Annotated in this window: 19 protein-coding genes and 1 tRNA gene; 13 read left to right on the top strand and 7 right to left on the bottom strand. The window is 72.2% G+C overall.

The features are described 5' to 3' along the window. The first annotated feature begins 64 nt into the window (after nt 1-64). A tRNA-Gln gene (locus tag ACE3Q3_RS06915) sits at nt 65-138 on the top strand. A gap of 141 nt (nt 139-279) precedes the next feature. After that, on the top strand, nt 280-675 hold the full coding sequence (locus tag ACE3Q3_RS06910; RefSeq protein ID WP_374443872.1) for a DUF6481 family protein: 396 nt from the start codon (nt 280-282) through the stop codon (nt 673-675). Nucleotides 676-680: 5 nt separating this feature from the next. Here ACE3Q3_RS06910 and ACE3Q3_RS06905 read toward each other — a convergent pair whose 3' ends face one another. Then, a complete protein-coding gene (locus tag ACE3Q3_RS06905; protein ID WP_374443871.1) occupies nt 681-1,190 on the bottom strand; it encodes an MgtC/SapB family protein in 510 nt (169 codons plus the stop codon). A gap of 335 nt (nt 1,191-1,525) precedes the next feature. On the opposite strand from ACE3Q3_RS06905, the gene ACE3Q3_RS06900 reads away from it, so the two are divergent. The 6 genes from ACE3Q3_RS06900 (at nt 1,526) to ACE3Q3_RS06875 (ending at nt 8,417) form a co-directional block, all read left to right on the top strand. After that, the gene (locus ACE3Q3_RS06900; RefSeq protein WP_374443869.1) at nt 1,526-2,752 is read left to right on the top strand and encodes a glycosyltransferase; all 1,227 of its coding nucleotides are present in this window, start codon (nt 1,526-1,528) and stop codon (nt 2,750-2,752) included. A gap of 3 nt (nt 2,753-2,755) precedes the next feature. Continuing rightward, nucleotides 2,756-4,036, top strand: coding sequence for a glycosyltransferase (locus tag ACE3Q3_RS06895; RefSeq protein WP_374443867.1), 1,281 nt, complete (start codon nt 2,756-2,758; stop codon nt 4,034-4,036). A gap of 22 nt (nt 4,037-4,058) precedes the next feature. Beyond that, complete coding sequence (locus tag ACE3Q3_RS06890; RefSeq protein ID WP_374443865.1) at nt 4,059-5,303, top strand: glycosyltransferase; 1,245 nt, start codon at nt 4,059-4,061, stop codon at nt 5,301-5,303. 104 nt (nt 5,304-5,407) lie between these two features. Then, nucleotides 5,408-6,655 (top strand): MFS transporter, encoded by a 1,248-nt coding sequence (locus tag ACE3Q3_RS06885; protein ID WP_374443863.1) that lies wholly within the window; start codon nt 5,408-5,410, stop codon nt 6,653-6,655. Nucleotides 6,656-6,740: 85 nt separating this feature from the next. Beyond that, the gene (locus ACE3Q3_RS06880; protein WP_374443861.1) at nt 6,741-7,505 is read left to right on the top strand and encodes a DUF4394 domain-containing protein; all 765 of its coding nucleotides are present in this window, start codon (nt 6,741-6,743) and stop codon (nt 7,503-7,505) included. Between the two features lie 192 nt (nt 7,506-7,697). Then, entirely contained in the window at nt 7,698-8,417 is a 720-nt protein-coding gene (locus ACE3Q3_RS06875) for a trimeric intracellular cation channel family protein (protein WP_374443859.1), read from the top strand. 9 nt (nt 8,418-8,426) lie between these two features. On the opposite strand, the gene ACE3Q3_RS06870 is transcribed toward ACE3Q3_RS06875, so the two are convergent. From ACE3Q3_RS06870 to groES, 3 genes are all read right to left on the bottom strand, one after another. Further along, nucleotides 8,427-9,944, bottom strand: a complete 1,518-nt coding sequence (locus ACE3Q3_RS06870; protein WP_374443856.1) for a ribulokinase — start codon at nt 9,942-9,944, stop codon at nt 8,427-8,429. A gap of 117 nt (nt 9,945-10,061) precedes the next feature. Next, on the bottom strand, nt 10,062-11,678 hold the full coding sequence (groL, locus tag ACE3Q3_RS06865; protein WP_374443854.1) for a chaperonin GroEL: 1,617 nt from the start codon (nt 11,676-11,678) through the stop codon (nt 10,062-10,064). A 91-nt stretch (nt 11,679-11,769) separates the two neighbouring features. Next, on the bottom strand, nt 11,770-12,084 hold the full coding sequence (groES, locus tag ACE3Q3_RS06860; RefSeq protein WP_374443852.1) for a co-chaperone GroES: 315 nt from the start codon (nt 12,082-12,084) through the stop codon (nt 11,770-11,772). 184 nt (nt 12,085-12,268) lie between these two features. Between groES and ACE3Q3_RS06855 the strand changes: the two genes are divergently transcribed. Further along, complete coding sequence (locus ACE3Q3_RS06855; RefSeq protein WP_374443850.1) at nt 12,269-12,448, top strand: hypothetical protein; 180 nt, start codon at nt 12,269-12,271, stop codon at nt 12,446-12,448. Nucleotides 12,449-12,455: 7 nt separating this feature from the next. Here ACE3Q3_RS06855 and ACE3Q3_RS06850 read toward each other — a convergent pair whose 3' ends face one another. Then, nucleotides 12,456-13,793, bottom strand: a complete 1,338-nt coding sequence (locus tag ACE3Q3_RS06850) for a hypothetical protein (RefSeq protein ID WP_374443848.1) — start codon at nt 13,791-13,793, stop codon at nt 12,456-12,458. A gap of 83 nt (nt 13,794-13,876) precedes the next feature. Continuing rightward, on the bottom strand, nt 13,877-14,947 hold the full coding sequence (locus ACE3Q3_RS06845) for a hypothetical protein (protein ID WP_374443846.1): 1,071 nt from the start codon (nt 14,945-14,947) through the stop codon (nt 13,877-13,879). Nucleotides 14,948-15,115: 168 nt separating this feature from the next. On the opposite strand from ACE3Q3_RS06845, the gene dctP reads away from it, so the two are divergent. The 4 genes from dctP (at nt 15,116) to ACE3Q3_RS06825 (ending at nt 20,094) form a co-directional block, all read left to right on the top strand. Further along, nucleotides 15,116-16,129 carry a TRAP transporter substrate-binding protein DctP gene (dctP, locus tag ACE3Q3_RS06840; RefSeq protein ID WP_374443844.1) on the top strand — a complete coding sequence of 338 codons (1,014 nt, stop codon included), beginning with the start codon at nt 15,116-15,118 and terminating at the stop codon, nt 16,127-16,129. 106 nt (nt 16,130-16,235) lie between these two features. Then, the gene (locus ACE3Q3_RS06835) at nt 16,236-18,194 is read left to right on the top strand and encodes a TRAP transporter large permease subunit (RefSeq protein ID WP_374443841.1); all 1,959 of its coding nucleotides are present in this window, start codon (nt 16,236-16,238) and stop codon (nt 18,192-18,194) included. Between the two features lie 14 nt (nt 18,195-18,208). Continuing rightward, entirely contained in the window at nt 18,209-19,282 is a 1,074-nt protein-coding gene (locus tag ACE3Q3_RS06830) for a malate/lactate/ureidoglycolate dehydrogenase (protein ID WP_374443839.1), read from the top strand. Between the two features lie 26 nt (nt 19,283-19,308). Next, a complete protein-coding gene (locus ACE3Q3_RS06825) occupies nt 19,309-20,094 on the top strand; it encodes an HpcH/HpaI aldolase/citrate lyase family protein (RefSeq protein ID WP_374443837.1) in 786 nt (261 codons plus the stop codon). A gap of 40 nt (nt 20,095-20,134) precedes the next feature. On the opposite strand, the gene ACE3Q3_RS06820 is transcribed toward ACE3Q3_RS06825, so the two are convergent. After that, on the bottom strand, nt 20,135-20,593 hold a 459-nt coding region (locus ACE3Q3_RS06820), incomplete at its 5' end, for a DbpA RNA binding domain-containing protein (RefSeq protein WP_374443835.1).

Genomic DNA, 20,593 nt, shown 5'->3' with positions numbered 1-20,593 from the left:
GGCCTGTGCTAGAAGCCGCGCCCACGCCGAAGCGGCCCAGGTGGCCGAGACGCCGGTCCGGTCTTGGGGGATCGTCTAACGGTAGGACAGCGGACTCTGACTCCGCCAGTCTAGGTTCGAATCCTAGTCCCCCAGCCAGCCTCTCGGACCGGCAAACGAGCCGTATTCCGCGCCACAGGCCCCTATCCCCACACCGTCGCGAAACGGTCGCGCGTTCGTGGTCTACTGCCGGCGCCGCCGGCGCTGCCCGAATCGCGTCGACACAACCACCAAGGACCCATGAGGCAGGAGCATATGAGAGGCAAGGAGACGAGCCTGGCCGACCGGCTGAGCTCGGCCGCCAAGGCAAAGCAGGAGTTGCTGGCGCGCGCCCGTGCCAAGTCCCCGGCCAACGATCCGGAGTTCCTCGAGCGGCGCGCCGCCCGAGAGGCTGCCGAGCGCGCCCGCGAGGAGCGGCTGGCCGAGCGCAAGGCCGCCCGCGAGGCGGAGGCCGCACGGCTCGCCGCCGAGCGCGCCGCAGCCGAGGCGGCACGACTCGAGGCCGCGCGCCAGACCGAGGAGGAGCAGCGGCTCGCCGCCGCCGCCGCCGCCGAGGAGGCCGAGCGCATGAAGGCGGAGCAGAAGGCCAAGCGGGACGCGCGCTACGCGGCACGCAAGGCGCGCACGCTGCGCTGACGAGGTCAGGGAGCGGGCGCGTCCAGGGCGCCGCCCGCCCCCTTCCCGGCCTTGAGGGCGGCGTGCTCGATCCGCCCCAGCACGGTCAGCACCCCGATCGTGAAGAGCCCGGCGATCAGCGCCAGCGCGCCGTAGCCGGCCCCGCAGGCGAGGCCGAGCGCCCCCGCGAGCCAGATTCCGGCGCCGGTCGTCATGCCCTGGACGGTGCCGCCGCCGCGGAAGATGGCGCCCGCCCCGAGAAACGCCACCCCCGCCGTGACCGCCTCGATGATGCGCACGGGATCGGCCGAGCCCGACGGGTCGGCTCGGGCGGCGTCGAGATGCAGTTCGCTGGCGATGATCGTGAAGACGGCCGCCGCCAGCGCGATCAGCATGTGGGTGCGCAGGCCCGCCGGCTTGCGCCGCCATTCGCGATCGAGGCCGATGCAGGCCCCGGCCACCAGCGCCGCCAGGAGACGCACCGCGACGACGTCCGGGGCGGTCGCCATCGACTCGAATATGGACGGGTCACGCATGGGGGTCTGTCCTTGCCCTCGCGGTTCATGACGCCGCGAACGCCGCCATTCGTGCGGCGTTCCGCGCCGGGAAATCGGCGTTCCGTCATGGCCTTCCTTCATGGAACGAATCCGCCGGTCGGCCGTTGTCCTGGTTGTCGGCGGCGCGGCAGGCGCCGATCCGGGCCCGAAGAGGGCCGACCCGCCCGGGACCCACGGTCCGGCGGCGGGAGCAGGAGCCGGTTACCGGTCCGACATGGAAAAGGTCGCCTTCCCGGCGGCCTTTTCTGTTCTTGCGGCGCGTCGAACCTGCTACCCCGGTGCCATCCCCAATCGCCGCCGGGATCGCGCCGCCCATGGGCAAGACCATCCTGTTCGTGACGCTGGGCACGCTGGGCGACGTCCACCCCTACATCGCCATCGGCCGGGTGCTGCGGTCGGGCGGGCACCGGGTGACGATCGCCACCCTGGCGCGGCACCGGACGGCGGTCGTGGGCAGCGGCCTGGACTTCGCCGTCGCGCAGCCGGACGACCGCGCGGGCACCCCGGAGGATCCCCTGGCCCGGGTCTTCGCCGAGCCGGGAAAGGCGATGCGGTTGCTGTCGCGCGAACTGGTGCTCGACCAGATGGAGGAATCCTTCGCTGCGGCACTGCGGCTGGTCGCCGGCCACGACCTCACCGTCCTGCACCCGGCGGCACTGGGCGCGCGGCTAGCGGCCGAGAAGCTGGGACGCCCGTGGATCTCCACCATCCTCAGCCCGGTCAGCCTGCCGTCGCGGCTGGCGCCGCCGCAGAAGGTCTATCCGGTCGCGCTGCAGCGGATGGGCAGCGCGGAGCGGGCCGCATACTTCCGGGAACTCGCCGCCCCCTGGTATGCGCAACGGCAGCGCCTGGGCCTGCCGCATCTGGTGCCGGGCCGCGCGCTCGACGGCCCGAACGGCATCCTCGCCCTCTTCTCCCGGCACTTCGCCGCCGATCCAGGCGACTGGCCGGCGATGGTACGCATCACCGGATTCTGCCGCTATGAGGGGGCCGCCGACGGAGCGGAACTAGAACGCCTCTCCACCTTCCTCGCAGCCGGGCCGCCGCCCCTGGTGGCGACGCTCGGGGCGCAGTCGACGCTGATCGGACGCCACTTCTTTCCGGCGGCCCACGCGGCGGCACGCCGGCTCGGCCTGCGGTTCCTGGCGATCGGCGGCACCGCCGAGGCGCTGGGGCTGGAGCCCTGCCCCAACCTCGCCTGTTTCCCGTCGATGCCGTTCTCGCGGGCCTTCCCGCACGCCGCCGCCATCGTCGCCCATGCCGGGATCGGCACGACCGCTCAGGCGCTGGCCGCCGGCGTCCCGTTCCTGGCGGTGGCGCTGCCCTTCCACGACGGCCCCGACAACGCCCGGCGGGTGCGAAACCTCGGGGTCGGCGAGGGCATCGTCCTGCAGCAGCGGGACCTGACCGAGCCCCTCGCCCGGGTCGCCCGCCTCATCGGCGAGCCGCGCTTTGCCGAGAAGGCGCGGCGGCTGGCGGCCGCGCTCGCCGGCGAGGACGGGGCCACCGCCGCCGCGGCCCGCATTCTGGAGTGCGCCTGAGCCATGCCGTCCGATCCGGTCCATCGGTACCGCATCCTCGTCGTCTGCCCAGGCTCGCTCGGCGACCTCGACCCGTTCCTCGCGATCGTCCGTCATCTGATCGCCGGCGGCCACCAGGTCACCGTGGCAACCCTCTATCGGAACGCCGCCCTGGTCGAGGCGGCCGGAGCGCGGTTCGCGCCGGTGCACGCTCCGGAACTCGCCCAGGCCGAAGAGAAACTGCATGCGCAGATCTTCCTGACGCCGGACCGGGCGATGGAACTGTTCCGGCGCGAGATCCTGGACCGCATCCCCGAGACGGTCGCGATGATGCGGCCGCTCGTCGCCGGACACGACCTGTGCGTCACCCAGACCATGGCATACCCGGCCCAGATCGCCGCGGAGGCAGCGGGCGGTCCCTGGCTCTCGGCGGTGCTCTCGCCCTTCGATCTGCCGTCGCGCCGGGTACCCGCCTACGCGCCGCCGACACCGGCGCTGCGTGACCTGGCGCCGGGTCAGCGGATGGCGTTCCTGCACGCGTTCATGCAGCCGTACCACCAGGCGCGGGCGCGGAGCGGCCTGCCGCCCGGGCCCCTGCCGCACGCCACCTTCTCGCGCCAAGGTGTGCTCGCCCTGTTTTCCCGCCATTTCGTCCCCGACCCGGGCGACTGGCCGAAGGCGGTGACGACGATCGGCTTCTGCCGCCATGTCGCGGAGCCCGACCCTGCGGACTGGGCGCGCGCCATGGCCTTCGTCGAGGCCGGCCCGCCGCCGGTCGTCCTGACCCAGGGTTCCCACAGCGCGATCCTGGCCGGCCGATTCTTCCAGACCGCCATCGCGGCGGCACGGCGGCTCGGCCAGCGGGTGATGACGATCGGCCTGCCGGCCGCGGCCGTCGGCGCCGCGGAGGGACCGGACCTCGCCTGCTTCGCCAGGCTGCCGTTCGGCCGCATCTTCCCCTACGTCCGCGCCGTCGTCTCCCATCCGGGCATGGGAACCATGGCGCGCGCGCTCGAAGCCGGACGGCCGATCCTCGCCGTCCCGTCGGCCGTGTCGGACCAGCCGGACAACGCCGTTCGGGCGCATCGGCTCGGCGCCGCCATCGTCCTGCCCCTCCCGGCGTTCAGCGAGGAACGGGCGACGGCGGCGCTGGCCCGCCTGCTCGGCGACGCGCGCTACGGCGAGGCCGCGCGGCGCGTGGCGCAGGCCCTCGCCGAAGAAGGCGACGGGGCGCCGCGGGCCGCCGCCGCCATGCTCGAGGCGTGCCGGCGGGCCCGATCGCCCGCGGCGCGCGCCGGGGCCTGAGCCAACCCCGCCGGAGGCTGCGATGCACAACATCCTTTTCGTCACCGTCGGCACGCTGGGCGATCTCGACCCCTACCTCGCGATCGCCGCCGAACTCGTCCGGCGCGGCCATGGCGCCACCATCGCCACCCTCGCCCGCCACCGCGCCACGGTCGAACGGGCGGGGATCGCGTTCGCCGAGGCGCAGGCCGACTGGGAGCCGGGATCGCCGTCCGACCCTATGGTCCGGATGATGACCCACCCGGACGAGGCGCCGCGGGTCATCATGCGCGAGTTCGTGCTCGACCGGCTGCCCGACGCCATCCGGCGCGTCCGGCCGCTGATCGCCCGGCACGACGCCGTGGTCCAGCACGCCACCGCCTTCGCCGGCCGGATCTCGGCCGAACTGGAGGGCCGCCCGTGGCTGGGCGGGACGGTCACCCCCGGGCTGCTGCCGTCGCGCATCCGTCCGCCGATCCACGTCTGGCCGCGGTCGCTGCGGTCGGCCCCGCCGCAACGCAAGCTCGCCTATTTCCAGGAACTCGTCGCCCCGATGCATGCGGTGCGGGCAGGCTTGGGATTGCCCGCCATTCCCGCCGTCACCGCGCATCTGTCGCCGTTCGGCACGCTCGCCCTCTTCTCGCGGCACTTCGCGGCCGACCCCGGGGACTGGCCGGCGACCGTCCACCTGACGGGCTTCTGCCGGTACGTCGCGCCGGTCGGGGCCGATGACTGGTCGCGGGTCGAGGCGTTCCTCGCGGCCGGGCCGCCGCCGGTCGTGGTCACCCTCGGCACCCACAGTCCCGCGGCCGGCCGCAGCCTGTTCCAGGGGATGGCGGCCGCGCTGGCGCGCCTGGGGGTGCGCGGGCTGGTGGTGGGGAACAGCGCCGAAGCCCTCGGGCTCGAGGACGGGCCACTGCTCGCGTGCTTCCCGAGCCTGCCGTTCGCGCGCGTCTTTCCGCGCGCGGCCGCCGTCGTCTGCCACGGCGGCATCGGCAGCACCGTCCGCGGGCTCGAGGCCGGCGTTCCGGTGCTGGTGCTGCCGTTCCCGGTCCACGACCACTACGACACCGCCAGCCATGCGCAGCGCCTCGGCGCCGCCGAGGTCCTGCCGCTGGAGCGATTCGACGGCATGGCCGCCGAGGCCGCCCTCCGGAAGCTTCTCGGCGATCCCTCCTACCGGCAGGCGGCGGCGCGGTTCGCCGCGGCGATCGCCGAGGAGGGCGACGGCGCCGCCCGCGCGGCCGACCGGATCCTGGCCTTCGCCGACGCCGGCCGGCTCGCCTGAGCGCACGGGCGCCGGCCATTGGCCGTCCGGCGACAGCGATTGTCCGGACGACGGCCCCGCACCCGGGCTAATCTGACGCAATCGCTGAATCTGCCGGATCTGCCATGTCCCCGAACTCGCGCCAGATCGCGTTCATCAACACCGCCCACACCTTCACCCACTACAGCCTGCTGATCCTGGCGACGGCGGTGCTCGCGATCGTCCAGCAGGACCAGGCCGCGTTCGGCGGCGAATACGGGCCGATCCTGGCGCTCGGTACGGCGATGTTCGTGCTCTACGGCCTCGGCTCCCTGCCCATGGGCTGGCTCGCCGAACGGCTCGGGCGCAAGGGCATGATGACCGCCTTCTTCCTCGGTACCGGCGGCGGCATGATGCTGGCCGGCTGGGCGGGCTCGCCGATCTGGCTGATGACGGCCCTGGCCCTCATGGGCGCCTTCTCCGCCATCTACCATCCGATCGGCACCGCCATGCTGGTCGAGGCGGCGGGCCCCCGGGTCGGGCGGGCGGTCGGCATCAACGGCGTCTTCGGGAATGTCGGCGTGGCCCTGGCGCCGGTGGTGACGGCCTTCCTCGCCGCCCGCCTCGGCTGGCACTGGGCCTTCTTCGTGCCGGGGGCGATCTGCGTCGCGGTCGGCCTGCTCTACCTGCGCGAACCCGCCTTCGACGCCAGCCACGCGGCCAAGGGCGCCAAGCCCTTCCCCGAGATCCCCGCCGTCGTGGTCCGCCGCGCCGTCGTCATCCTGATGGCGATCGCCGCCGTCTCCGGCCTCGTCTTCAACGCCTTCACGCTGCTGATCCCGAAGCTGATGGAGGAGCGGCTCGCCGGCTCGCCGGACCTGCTGCCGGTCGTCGGCCTGCTCGCCTTCCTGGCGACGCTCTGCGGCGGCCTCACCCAGTACACGGTCGGCCAGCTCATCGACCGCAACACGCTGAAGGCGGTCTTCCTGCCGCTGGGCGTGGTCCTCGTCCCGGCGCTGCTGGCGCTGTCCTTCGTCGAGGGCTGGCTGGTGCTGCCGCTCGCCGGCATCGTCGCCGCCTCGATCTTCGGACAGGTCACCGTCAACGACACCATGACGGCGCGCTACATCGCCCCGGCCCTGCGCGCCAAGCTCTATTCCATCCGCTTCACGGTCGGCTTCCTCGGCGCCGCCTGCGCCTCGCCGCTGGTCGGCTTCCTGCACGACGCCACCGGCAACCTCGCGCTGGCGATGGTCGTGCTCGCCGGCTTCGGCAGCGTCACGCTCGCCTGTGCGCTGCTGTTCCCGAACCGCCGGGAGGAGCTCGCGCCGGAGATGTGGGCGCGCTCCCCGGAGGCGCTGGCGACCCGTCCGGCCGTGGCGCCGGCGGAATAGCACCTTGGGGAAACGGAACCACCGCCGTCGCGGGGCGTTCGCCGGCCGGCCCGCGACACGGGCCACAACCCGGAGGAAACCCTGCATGAGCCCTGCCCGTTTCGGCCTCGCACTCCTGGCGCTGGCCGGCGCCGCCCTCTCGCCCGTCGCTCCGTCGATGGCGGCCGACCTCGTCGGCGTCACCGACCGCGGGGAATTCCTCTACTTCTCCGACCGCGATCCGGGCCAGGCGGCCCGGCGCGGCCTGCATGGCACCGGCCTGCCGCTGATCGGGCTCGACGTCCGGCCGGCGGACGGCCGCCTCTACGGCGTCAACCAGCAGGGCGCCGTCTTCGTCATCGACCCGGCGACCGCGATCGCCAGCTTCCGGACGATGATGGGCGTGGTCCCGTCCGCCGGCGGCGGCCATCTCGTCGACTTCAACCCGGCCGCCGACCGGCTGCGCATCGTCGCCGCCGACGGCCAGAACCTGCGCGTCGACGTCGACACCGGCGCGACGGCGGTCGACCGGCCGGTCGCCGGGGGCGCCCGCATCGCCGCCGGCGCCTACACCAATTCGGTCCGCGGCGCGACCCGGACGCAGCTCTACGTCATCGATGGCGCCAGCGGCGCCTATTCGCTGATGAACCCGCCCAACGACGGCGTCCTGCAGCCCATTGCCGCGGGCGGGATCGCCGCCGACGGTGCCGACATCGCATCCGACGGTACCCGCGACGCCGGCTACGCCGTGGCCGGCAACGTGCTCTACACGTTCGATCCGGCGACCGGGGCGGCCCGCCAAGTCGGCCCCATCGGCGCCGGCTCGATCGGCCGTATCATCGACATCGCGGTGCTGCCGCCGCGGAGGTGATGCCAAGCCCGGCCCACGTGCCGAGCATGGAAGGACGCGCGGCGGACCGAGCGGTCGGGGGACGCAACAGCGCCGGCGCAGCGGCCGCAGGCCACCGGACTTGGTGAGTGACGCCCCTCCGCGCGCTCGCGCGGATTGCGCTATACCCTCGGGCTTCAGCCGGATTCGGCGACAGCCCGAGGGAGCGTCCGGGTGCAGCCCGCCTACGATTTCGACAACATCATCCATGCGTGGTGGTTCATCGGCCTCGACATCGTCGGCACGGTGGCGTTCGCGCTCTCCGGCATCACCATCGCGCGGTCGGAGGGCTATTCGCTGTCCGGCGCCTTCGTGCTGGCGGCGCTGCCGGCGGTCGGCGGCGGCCTCGTCATGGACCTGATCGCCGGACGCGAGCCGGTCGGTATCATCGACCAGCCCTCCTACATGCTGTCGATCATCGTCGTCGTGCTGGCGGCCAAGCTGGTGATGACGTTCATCGACGTCGCCCGCGGCCGCTTCCTCTTCTTCTTCGACCTCGCCTATCTCTACGTCCGTGTGCAGCAGACGGTGACGACCCGCACCGCGCTGGTCCTGTTCGATTCGATCGGCCTCGCCAGCTTCACCGTCACCGGGGTCCTGACCGCCATCCAGTTCCAGTGCCGGCCGTTCCTCGTCTGGGGGCCGGCCTTCGCCGTCCTCAACGCCGCCTTCGGGACGATCCTGCGCGACGTCTTCCGGGCGGACGCCGGCAATCCGGTCATGAAGGGCAGCTTCTACGCCGAGATCGCCGCCTTCTGGGGCTTCCTGCTGATGGTGGCGCTCCTGTGGCTGCCGGCCTCGGCGACCTACTGGGCGGTCGTGACGGCGCTGGTCGGCACCTCGGCGATGCGGGCGGTCCTCTACATGAAGGGCATCCGCGCGCCGATGTTCTGACGCCGCCGGTCACGAGGCGGCACCGGCGAGCGGACCGACCACGTCCGCAAGCGCCGGGTAGGCGCGCCGGTAGGCGGCGTAGGAGGCGGCATAGGCCTCGCGCGCCGCCGGGTCGGGCTCGATCCGGCGCTCGGTTGCGACCATCGCCCGCGCCGCGCCGGCGAGGTCGTCGAAGCAGCCGGCGGCGACCGCCGCCAGCATCGCCGAGCCGAGGGCGGGCGCGTCGGCGACGCGCGTCAGCACCAGCGGCACGCCGGCGACGTCGGCATGGATGCGCATCCACAGTTCGGAGCGGGTGGCGCCGCCCGCAATGACCAGCTCTTCCGCCCGGAAGCCGGCATCGGCCATCGCTTCCAGGATCAGCCGCGTGCCGAAGGCGATGCCTTCGAGCGCGGCGCGGAAGACGTGCCCGCGGCCGTGGCGCAGCGCCAGTCCGAGGACGGCGCCGCGCGACAGCGGGTCGGTGTGCGGCGTCCGGTTGCCCTGGAAATGGTCCTGCACGATCAGCCCGTCGGAACCGATCGGCACCGCCGCCGCCTCGCGGTCGAGCGTCCGGTAGTCGACGCCCTCGCCGAAAAGCCGCCGCAGCCACGCGAGCACCGAGCCGGTCGAGGTCTGTCCGCCCTCGACGACGGCGAGGCCGGGAACGACCGCGTCGTCGTAGGTGCCCCAGACGCCGGGCGCATGGAACGCCGTCGCCGACAGCCCGAGATGGAGATGGGAGGAGCCGGTGATGAAGGCCATCCGTCCGGCCTGGACGACGCCGAGCCCGAGCATCGCGACGAAGGCGTCGGCCCCGCCCTGGGCGACGGGAAGGCCGGCCGGCAGGCCGAGATGGGCGGCCGCCGCTGCCGTCAGGCCGCCCACCCGGGCCCCCATCGGCAGCACCTCCTGCGGCCATTTCGCCGCGAGTTCGCCGAGGTCGAGCGCCGCCAGCAGGCCGAGTGGCCAGCCGCCGGCGCGGGCCCGGTAGTGCCAGCGCGGCGCCGCGTTGCCGAGCGACGCGACGCGCCGGCAGGTCAGGCGCAGGTTGAGGAAGTCCTGGTACTCGCAGATCGTCGCCGCCGCGGCGAAGATGTCGGGCTCGTGCCGCGCCAGCCACAGCGCCTTCGGGATCATCCATTCGGCCGATACCGGTCCGCGGCCGCCGGAGTTGACGGCCAGCGACGGATCGCCGGTCGCCAGCACCGCCGCCGCCTCACGGCCGGCGCGGACATCCATCCAGATCAGCGCCGGGCGCAGCGGCCGGCCATGGCCGTCGAGCGCGACCACCGAGCAGCAGGTGGTGTCGACCGCCATCGCCGCGACGGCATCCGGCGCGACGCCGGCCTGGGCCACCGCGTCGCGGACGGCACGGCCGAGCGCCCGCCACCAGTCCTCCGGGTCCTGCTCGGCCCATCCCGGCCGGGGGAAGTGCGTCGGATAGGCCGCCGAGGCCATCGCCAGCGGTCGCCCGGCGAGGTCAAAGACGGCCGCCCGCAGTGATTCCGTCCCGCCGTCGACCCCGATCACGTACGGCCCGCCCATGCCCCCGCTCCCCTTCGACTCCCGGGAGCGAGGTTGGCAGGAGCGGCACGAAAACGAAACAGGGGCGCGGGACGGATCCCGCGCCCCCGGGGACGGGGCGCCGGCGCCGCGGCGGCCTCAGTGACCGCCGGCCGCCGCCGAGGCCTCCTCCTTCTTCGGCAGGTCGGCCACCATCGCCTCGGTGGTGATGAGCAGGCCGGCGACCGAGGCGGCATCCTGGAGCGCCGTGCGCACCACCTTGGCCGGATCGATGATGCCCTTGGCGAACATGTCGCCGAAGGTGCCGGTCTGGGCGTCCCAGCCGAAGGCGTAGTCCGCGTTCTCCAGCACCTTGCCGACGATGAACGCGCCGTCCTCGCCGGCGTTCAGCGCGATCTGCCGCGCCGGCGACTGGATTGCCCGGCGCACGATCTCGACCCCGGTCCGCTGGTCGTGGTTGTCCGGCGTGACGCCGTCGAGCGCCTTCAGCGCCCGCAGCAGCGCGATGCCGCCGCCGGGCAGGATGCCCTCCTCGACCGCCGCCTTGGTCGCGTGCATGGCGTCGTCGACCCGGTCCTTGCGCTCCTTCACCTCGACCTCGGTGGCGCCGCCGACGCGGATCACCGCGACGCCGCCCGCCAGCTTCGCCAGGCGCTCCTGCAGCTTCTCGCGGTCGTAGTCCGAGGTCGTCTCCGCGATCTGTGCCCGGATCTGCGCGCCGCGCGCCTCGATGTCAGCCTTCGCCCCGGCGCCGTCGATGATCGTGGTGTTGTCCTTGTCGATCACGACCTTGCGGGCGCGGCCGAGCATCGCCAGCGTCACGTTCTCCAGCTTGGCGCCGATGTCCTCGCTGACGACCGTACCGCCGGTCAGGATCGCGATGTCCTCCAGCATCGCCTTGCGACGGTCGCCGAAGCCCGGCGCCTTGACGGCCGCGATCTTGAGGCCGCCGCGCAGCTTGTTGACGACGAGCGTGGCCAGCGCCTCGCCCTCGACGTCCTCGGCGATCACCAGCAGCGGGCGGCCCGCCTGCACCACCGCTTCCAGCAACGGCACCATCGCCTGGAGGTTGGCCAGCTTCTTCTCGTGGATCAGGACGAAGGGCTCGTCGAGCTCGACGCGCATCTTCTCCGCGTTGGTCACGAAGTAAGGCGAGATGTAGCCGCGGTCGAACTGCATGCCCTCGACGACCTCGAGCTCGGTCTCCAGGCTCTTGGCCTCCTCGACCGTGATCACCCCCTCCTTGCCGACCTTGGCCATCGCCTCGGCGAGGAAGCGGCCGATCTCGGCATCGCCGTTGGCCGAGATCGTGCCGACCTGGGCGATCTCGTCGTTGCGGGTGATGGTCCGGGCATTCCGGCGGAGGTCGCCGACGATCGCATCGACGGCGAGGTCGATGCCGCGCTTGAGGTCCATAGGGTTGAGCCCGGCCGCCACCGACTTCGCGCCCTCGCGCACGATCGCCTGGGCCAGCACCGTCGCGGTCGTGGTGCCGTCGCCGGCGAGGTCGTTGGTCTTGGAGGCGACCTCGCGGACCATCTGGGCGCCCATGTTCTCGAACTTGTCGGCGAGTTCGATCTCCTTGGCGACCGTCACGCCGTCCTTGGTGATCCGCGGCGCTCCGAAGGCCTTGTCGATCACCACGTTGCGGCCCTTGGGACCCAGCGTCACCTTGACCGCGTTGGCCAGGATGTCGACGCCGCGGAGCATGCGGTCGCGGGCGTCGGTGGAGAACTTCACTTCCTTCGCAGACATGTTCTCGTCACTCCCGATGAGACATGACAGGCGCGGCCCCGACACGGAGCGGCGGCCGCGGCTTTGCTGGAACGAGGGATGGTGGGGGCGATCAGGCCGCCCGGAGACGGGCCTTGGGCGCCGCCAGCACCCCCATGATGTCCGACTCCTTCATGATGAGCAGGTCCTCGCCATCGATCTTGACCTCGGTGCCGGACCACTTGCCGAACAGCACCCGGTCGCCGACCGCGACATCGAGCGGCGCGAGCCGCCCCTGCTCGTCGCGGGCGCCGGGCCCGACGGCCACCACCTCGCCCTCCTGGGGCTTCTCGCGGGCGGTGTCCGGGATGATGATTCCCCCCTTCGTCTTCTCCTCGCCTTCGATGCGGCGGACGACGACGCGGTCATGGAGGGGACGGAACGCCATGTCTGACCTCCTGTCTTCGGCGTGTTCCACGGGATCGCTGCCGGGGTCGGTCCCCCGGCGAGCGCCGAGGTAGGCAGCCGCCCGGCGACGTTCAAGAGGGGCAAGGCCAGCGCGGAAATCGCCGTTCGGCCCTGCGGATTGGGCTCGACTCGGCTAGACTGGCCCTCGCAAGGAGGTAGCCAGCATGACCGAAGACACCCTCGACCTCGCCCGCCTGCGCCGCGCCCTGTCGGCGGCACCCGAACTCGCGGCCCCGGGACTCGCGGCCTACGAGCGACAGGCCGACGCCGAGGCGCCCCTCCGCCGGATCTCGCCGACGAAGGCGGGAAAGCGGCAGGGGAGTCCGTCGCGGCAGGCGGACTGAGCGCGCCTCACTGCGCCGCCAGCACCGGCGTCGGGTCGGTCCAGCTGGCGGCGTAGCCGGGTTCGGCAGGGCGGCCGGGAATCGCCGGCAGCGCCGCGAGCCAGCGTGCCTCGGTCTCGGCCGCCTCGGCCCAGCAGGCGGCGGTCACGGACGTCAGGCGTTCCGGCGGGGCACCGGCGACGCGCTCGGCGAAGTCTCGTTCCAGCGCGTCGCGCTCGGGCCCGATCTGCGCCAGGATCGCGGCATGGTCGGCCAGCATCGCCCTGCGGTGGAAGCGCTCGTGCCGCCACCACAGGCTGCGGCCGCCATCGTCGCGCTCGGTCGGGCGCTCGCCCTGCGGCGGCAGGCCCGCCGCCATCACCACGGGCTTGAAGATCGACAGGCAGGGTGCGGAGGTCGCGGTCACCCAGAGGACGGCCGGCCGGTCGGGATGCAGGTCCGCGACCAGCGACCCGACGCTCTGCCCGCGGCGCAGGCCGGCGCCCGCATGCATGCAGATCGACCGGGTGGTCGAGCGGTCGGGGTGCCAGCCGCCGTCGGTCGCCATCGCCTCCGCCTCGGCGCCATGGTCGCGGAGCGCGGCCATCAGGTCGGCCGCCAGCAGCCGCCCGGCGCGCCGGCCGAGCAGTTCCGTCGCCCGCGCGCAGCGCAGCCGGCCGCGGCTCATTTCGTCGCGCGCGAGGTCGATGTAACGGCCGGCGAGGTCGAGATCGGCCGCCTCGGCGCACCAGCCCATCGCGCGGGCGTGCTCGACGAGGCCCCCGCCGGCCCGGACAATGGCGCCCGGCCCGATCGACAGGGCGTTCGAGATGGCGCGCACCGGCGGGCAGCGCTCGACCGCCCACATCCGGCCGATCGTCTCGACGACATAGGCTTCCCGGGCATCGGCGACGAGGAACGAATTGTCGTAGAAATGCTCGTGCCGCAGCCCGCAATTGCCGCCCTGGCCGTGGCGCTCCAGGAGGCTGGTGATGACCTCGACCGCCTCGGCCGCGGTCGCGCCGCGCTCCAGGCCGAGGCGCAGCAGGTCCATGCCGATGAGCGCCCGCGTCCGGCCCGGAGGAATAGTCGCGAACACGGCCTCGTTGCCGATGACGACGCCGTGCTCGTTGGCGCCCATCTCGGCGCCCCAGATCCAGAAGGGCCGGCTCAGCAGCACCGCATGGGTCCGCTCGGCCTGTGGAATCTCGATGTAGGTGCAGCGCACCGTGCTGCCGGGGGCGTGGCGGGCGGCAGGGAGCAGTTCCAGGAACTGCGCCTCGTCGCGCTCGCGGTCGCTGTTCTTGGCGAACAGCACCTGGCCGCCGCGGGTGGCGGGCGGCAGGGCCACCATGGTGTCGCACATCGCGGACGTTCCCCTCTCCGGTCGATCTGCCGCCGAGAGTAGCCAAGCCGCCGGCCGAAGGCACCGGCCTCGTGCAGGCCCGCTCAGGCGACGCCATCGCGGTTGGCGAAGAAGGCGTTGCCGAGACCGGTGCCGATCGTCAGCACCCCCCAGCCGGGCACGTCGCGCATGAAGGGCATCTGGCTCAGGCCCTGGACGACGGCGTCGTTGTGCATCAGCACCATGGTCTCGTGCCCGCCGATCTCGGGGACGGCCTCGCGCAGGCAGGCGGGCAGGTCGAAGCGGCTGCTCTGCCAGTTGCCGGGCAGATTCTGTCCGCCGGCGGCGATCGTGCCGTCGGCCTCGATGCGGCCGGGGCAGCCGACACCGATGAAGGGCGCCAGTTCGACGTTGGCCTTGCGCGCACGGGCGACGAGGTGGGCCACCATTCGCGTCAGCCGCCGGACCGCGTCGTCGCGGTCCGGCTGCCGCGCCTCGGCCCGGTGCTGCCACAGGTCGGACTTCCAGACCGCCGCCTTCGACAGGTCCTCCGCCTTCTTGCGGTTGAGCGCGACGATTCCGGCCCGGATGTTGGAGCCGCCAACGTCGACGGCGACGATCGCGTCATGGGCGGCGAAGATCCAGGCGGGCGCCAGGTGCACGGCGCCGATCAGTCCCGCCTCGTCGGGATGGTGGCGGATCGGCTCCAGCGTGACGTCGGCGCCGCCGCCCTTCAGGATCACCGTCGCGCGGCCGATCGCGACCTCACCGATTCGGCTCTCGCGCATCCCGCCGCCGACGACGATGCGGGTCGCGTCCTTCCAGCCCTTGCGGCGGCGGAAGCGACGGACGACGCCCGCCAGTTCCTGGGCGAAATCCTCGACCACGCCGTGGATCAGTCCCGCCGCCTCGGGCTCGCCCTCCGCCAGCGCCCGGTCGAGGGCCTTGCGGCCGACCTCCTCGCCCGTCTGGTCGCCCAGCGGGTCGTCGCCGACCGCGCGCAGGCGGTCGCGCCAGTCCGCAAGCAGGTCGCGGAAGGCGCGGAAGCTGGCGCGATCGCCGACGAAGCCGCCGTCGGCGTCGCGCAGTTCGACATTGTAGCTGACCACCGTGACCGCCGGCAGGCTGCGGGCGCCGTGGCGGATCTCGGGGTGGGTCTTCGCGTCGTCCGCCATCGGCCGGCCGGTTCCTCGGGTTCGGTCGGGCAACGCGGCGGAAGCCGCCTCCGTTCCGCCGCCGACAGCGGCCGCCGCCTGTTGACCAGCCCCGTTCGATGCGATCACATGGCCGGTACTGGCGCGCCCGAGACGCGCCTTCGAGAACGCCATTCGGGAGGATATGTCATGCTCGGAATGAAGCCGGCAGCACGCGTCGCTGCCGTCGCAATCGCGGTCGGCCTCGCCTGGACCGCCTCGGCAGAAGCGCAGCAGAAGTGGAAGGCGCAGAGCCTCTACGGCCCGAACACGGTCGTCCACAAGGAGTTCCAGAAGTTCGCCGACCGGGTCAAGGAAGCGACCAAGGGCGGCCTGCAGATCGAGGCCCTGCCGGTGGCGACCATCGTCCCGCAGGCCGAGGCGCTCGACGCCATCAAGGCGGGCCTCCTCGACGCGGCCGCCGGGACCATGGCGTACCAGGGCGGCAAGGAGCCGGCGGCGGCCTTCTGGGACCTCGCCGGCGGTTACGACAACCCGCTCCATCTCATCATGTGGTACCGCTACGGTGGCGGCCACGAGATCATGAACAAGGTCGCGGCCAAGTGGGACGCGGTCTTCCTGGGGCCCGTCATCCTCGGGCTCGAATCGATCCCGTCGAAGAAGCCGATCCGGTCGATCGAGGACTTCAAGGGCGTGAAGATGCGCTCGCCCGACGGCATCCCGGCGGAGATCTTCGCCAAGCTCGGCGCCTCGGTCTCGGTCATGCCGGGCACGGAAGTCTACACCGCCCTCGACACCGGCAAGATCGAGGCGACGGACTGGGGCACGCTCTCGGTCAACGACGAGGCCGGCTACAACCGCATCGCGCCCTATGCCATCTATCCCGGCATCCATTCGCTGAACGCGATGGACTTCGTGATCCGCCGCAGCAAGTGGAACGCGCTGTCGGCCGAGCACAAGGCGGCGGTGACGGCGGCAGTCGACGAGTGGAGCCTCGCGACCTGGATCAGCCAGGAGCACGCCGACCGCGTCGCCGCCGCCAAGCGCAAGCCCGAGACCCTGGTCGCCTGGGGTGAGAAGGAGAAGGGCGAGATGCGCAAGGTCGCGGCCACGGTCTGGGAATCCTGGTCGAAGAAGAGCCCGCTCGCCAAGGAGATCTACGAGAGCCAGATCAAGTTTCTGCAGTCGATCGGCAAGCTCTAGTCCTCGACCGGCACGGCCGGATGGCGGGCCCCGACGGGAGCGCCATCCGGCCGCAAGCCCCTACACCGCCGCACCGCGGCCGACCGGCCACGCAGGAACCCGCTCCATGACCGATGCCGCCGTCGCACCCGACGTCTCGCCGAAGAACGCCGTCGACCGGACGGTCGTCGCCATCTCGAAGGTTCTCAGCGTCGGCTACGCGCTGTCGATCGCCGTCACCATCTACGACGTCTCCAGCGACGTCCTGCACGCCCCGACGATCTGGGTCTACGACGTCGTGACGACGGCGATCGCCGTCGCCTTCCTGTTCGGCGGCTCCTACGCGCTGCAACGGCGCGAGCACATCCAGATCACCGCGCTCTACGACCAGTATCCGGCCCGCGCCAAGCTGATCTGCGATGCGATCTCCTATGCCGGCACCCTGATCTACTTCCTCGTCTTCGCCTGGCTGTCGTGGCGACTGGCGCGCGATTCCGTCCTCGACTGGGAGGTCGGCGGCTCCGCCTGGGGACAGCCGACGCCGGTCGTGGTCAAGGTGTCGATGCTGCTCGGCAGCCTGCTCATCATCGCCCAGGGCTTCGCGAACCTCCGCGCCGTGCTGCGCGCGCTGGGTGGCATCCCGCCGGTCGTGCTGGTCGCGTTCGCGGCGGCCATCGTCTTCGCCGTCTATCTCGCGGCGATGCTCGGCAGCGACGGCGGACTGGCCTGGTTCCGCCCGCTCGACTGGGTCGCCGGCGGCGACTTCTCGCCCGGGATCGGCACCATCTCGCTGCTGATGCTGGCGGCCTTCGTCGTGCTGATCTTCGGCCTCGGCATGCCGATCGGCTTCGCCACCGGCCTCGTCGCCGTCATCTTCTGCGTCGCCTTCCGCGACATCGACGCGCTGTCGATCATCACCTTCCGCACCTACGGCTTCGTCAATTCCTACGTCCTGCTGTCGGTGCCGATGTTCCTCCTGATGGCGGCCATCCTCGACAAGTCGGGCGTCGCCCACGATCTCTACGACGCGCTCAAGATCTGGTCGGGCCGGCTGCCGGGCGGCGTCGGCATGATGACGCTGATCGCCGCCTCGATCATGGCGGCGATGACCGGCATCATCGGCGGCGAGGTGATCCTGCTCGGTCTCGTCGCCCTGCCGCAGATGCTGCGCCTCGGCTACGATTCCAAGCTCGCGATCGGCATCGTCTGCGCCGGCGGCTCGCTCGGCGTCATGATCCCGCCCAGCCTCGTCCTGGTCTTCTACGGCCTCACCACCTCGGTCTCGATCGGCGACCTCTTCCTCGCCTCGACGATCCCCGGCCTGATGATGGCCGGGATCTACATCGCCTACGTGCTGATCCGCTGCGCGATCAATCCGAAGCTGGGCCCGCCGGCGCCGCCGGAGGTCTACAACATCCCGCTGTCGCGGAAGCTGGCGGCGCTGAAGAAGGTCATCCTGCCGCTCTTCATCATCTTCTCGGTGCTGGGCAGCATCTATTCCGGCCTGTCCTCGGTCAGCGAGGCGGCCGCCCTCGGCGTCGCGGGCGTCATCGTCGCGGCCGCCATCCGCGGCACGCTCGGCTGGGCGATGCTGCGGGATTCCATCTACACGACCATGTCGACCTGCGGGCTGCTGATCTGGCTGACGATCGGCGCCAACGCCATGGTCGGCGTCTACAACCTGCTCGGCGGCATCTCCTACCTGAAGGCCATCATGACCGGCCTGCCGCTCGACCCGATCGGCGTCATCCTGGTCATGATGCTGATCCTGCTGGTCCTCGGCTGCTTCATGGACTGGTTCTCCATCATGCTGCTGACGATGCCGATCTTCGCGCCGACGGTGCAGGCGCTCGGCTACGACCTCATCTGGTTCGGCGTCCTCTTCAACATCGTCATGCAGGTCGGCTACCTGTCGCCGCCGTTCGGACAGGCGGCCTTCTACCTGAAATCGGTGACGCCGCCCGAGATCAGCCTCAACCACATCTTCGTCTCGCTCCTCCCCTTCATCGCCCTCCAGGTCGTGGCGCTCGCAATCGTGCTGTTCATTCCCGACGTGGCGATGTGGCTGCCGCGGATGCTGGGCTAGGGCGGGCCGCGACCGTGGCGACGCGCTTCGTCGCGCAGGACCGCCTGCGGCCGCTGGTCGGCGACATCTTCCGCGCGGCGGGCTGCGCGGCGGAGGAGGCCGGCCAGATCGCCGACCATCTCGTCGACGCCAACCTGGCCGGGCACGACTCCCACGGCGTCATCCGGGTCGCCAAGTATGTCGACTGGCAGCGCCAGGGCATGGTCCTGCCGAACCGCGAACTGGCGACGCTCCGCGACGACGGCATGCTGCTGATGCTCGACGGCGGCTTCGGGTACGGCCAGTCGCTGGGACGGACCGCCATGACGCTGGCGATCGAGCGCGCACGCTCGACCGGGGTCGCAGTGATGGCGCTCCGCAATGTCGGCCATCTCGGCCGCATCGGCGCCTGGGCGGAGATGGCGACGGCGGCCGGCCTCCTGTCGGTGCATTTCGTCAATACGTCGGGCTTCGGTCTGCTCGTCGCCCCGCACGGCGGCAGCGACCGGCGCCTCTCCGCCAACCCGATCGCCGCCGGCATCCCGGTCGCCGGCGGCCCGCCGATGATCCTCGACATGTCGACCTGCGTCATCGCCGAGGGCAAGATCCAGGTCGCCCGCAACCGGGGCGTGCCGCTGCCCGAGGGCGCCGTGCTCGACGGCCATGGGCAGCCGACGCGGAGCGCCGAGACCTTCTACGCGGACCCGCCCGGTGCCATCCTGCCGATCGCCGCCCACAAGGGCTCCGGCCTGTCAATCCTCTGCGAGGTGCTGGCGGGCGCGCTGACCGGCGGCGGGTCGAGCCATCCGGGCAACCCGAGCGCGTCGCGCCTCGTCAACAACATGCTGACGATCCTCATCGACGCCGACGGTCTCGCCGGCCGCGACGCCTTCGCCGCCGACGTCACCCGGCTCCGGGAGTGGGTCAAGGCGTCGCCGCCGCTCGTCGCGGGCGGCGAGGTGCTGCTGCCCGGCGAGCCCGAACGCCGGACCCGCCGCGAGCGCGAACGGACGGGGGTTCCCCTCGACGACGCCACGCGCGCCCAGATCGCCCAGGCGGCGGCCGCCGTCGGCCTCGATCCCACGCTCGTCGATCGCGCCGCGGCCTGACGCGGCCCCGAAGGAAGGAAACCGGCATGCGCAGCAATCCTGTCCGCGACAAGATCGAGCGCGGCGAGCCCGTCTTCGGGCACATGGCGTTCGAGTTCTTCACCCCCGGCCTCTGCCAGATCCTCGCCAATGCCGGGGCGGACTTTGTGCTCTTCGACACCGAGCACAGCGGCGTCGGGGTCGAGACGATGAAGGCGCAGGCCGCCTTCGCGCGCGGCGCCGGCCTGGCACCGCTGGTCCGCGTGCCGGGCTGCCACTACCACCTCATCGGGCCGATGCTCGACGTCGGGATGATGGGCATCATGGTGCCGATGGTCGAGACGGCCGAGCAGGCCCGGAAGATCGCCGCCTGGTGCCGCTACCGGCCGGACGGCGTGCGCGGCCTCGCCTTCGGGATGCCGCACGACGACTACGACCTCGGCGACCACCTGGCGAAGATGCGCGCCGCCAACCGGCGCACCATCGTCATCGCCCTGATCGAGACGGCGTCCGGGCTGGAGAACGTCGACGCGATCATGGCGACGCCCGGCATCGACATCGGCTGGGTGGGCCATTTCGACCTGACCAACGCGCTTGGCATCGATGGGCAGTTCGACCATCCCCGCTACAAGGCGGCGATCCGCAGCGTCGTCGCCGCCTGCAACCGTCACGGCAAGACCGCGGGCTTCCTCTGCGGCGACGTCCGGACCGGCCGGCAGTACCTGAAGGCCGGCTTCGGAGCGCTCGCCTATGGCGTCGACAGCGTCGTCTTCCAGCAGGCGATGAAGGCCGGCATCGACGGGCTGCGCGCCGCCGCCGGCGGCAAGGACTGAACCTCCCGGCCGGCGGATCGCGCCGGCCGGGAACTCCGGATCAGGCCGCCCGGTCGGCGCGCGGCGGGCGACGGTCGCCGCGGAACTGCCGCGGCGGCCCATGCCGGACGCGGCCTTCCTGCTGACCCTCGCGCCCGTCCTGGGGCAGCGGCTCGATCCGGACCTCGCCGCGCTCGAGGCGGCGGACCGCCGTCAGGAAGCCGTCGGCCGCCTGCTCGGCGACCTCGAACCGGGTTTCGCGGTCGAAGATGCGGATGGCGCCGACATCGGCCTTGGTGATCATCCCCTGGCGGCAGATCATCGGCAGCAGCCAGCGCGGATCGGCGTTCTTCTGGCGGCCGACATTGAGCCGGAACCAGACGCCGCGGCCGGCGAGGCGCGGCTTGCCGCCGCCCGGCTGCGGCGTCCCGCCGACGGCCCCCGGATGCTCCGCGAACTGGCGCTCGCCGACTTGGCGCTCGCCGAACCGGCGCTCCCCGGCCGGACGCTCCCGGGCCGG

Source organism: Allostella sp. (assembly GCF_041913585.1).
Classification (GTDB): Bacteria; Pseudomonadota; Alphaproteobacteria; order ATCC43930; family Allostellaceae; genus Allostella.
Note: the sequence above shows the minus strand (reverse complement) of the source record. Positions and strands in the feature narration are given on the sequence as shown.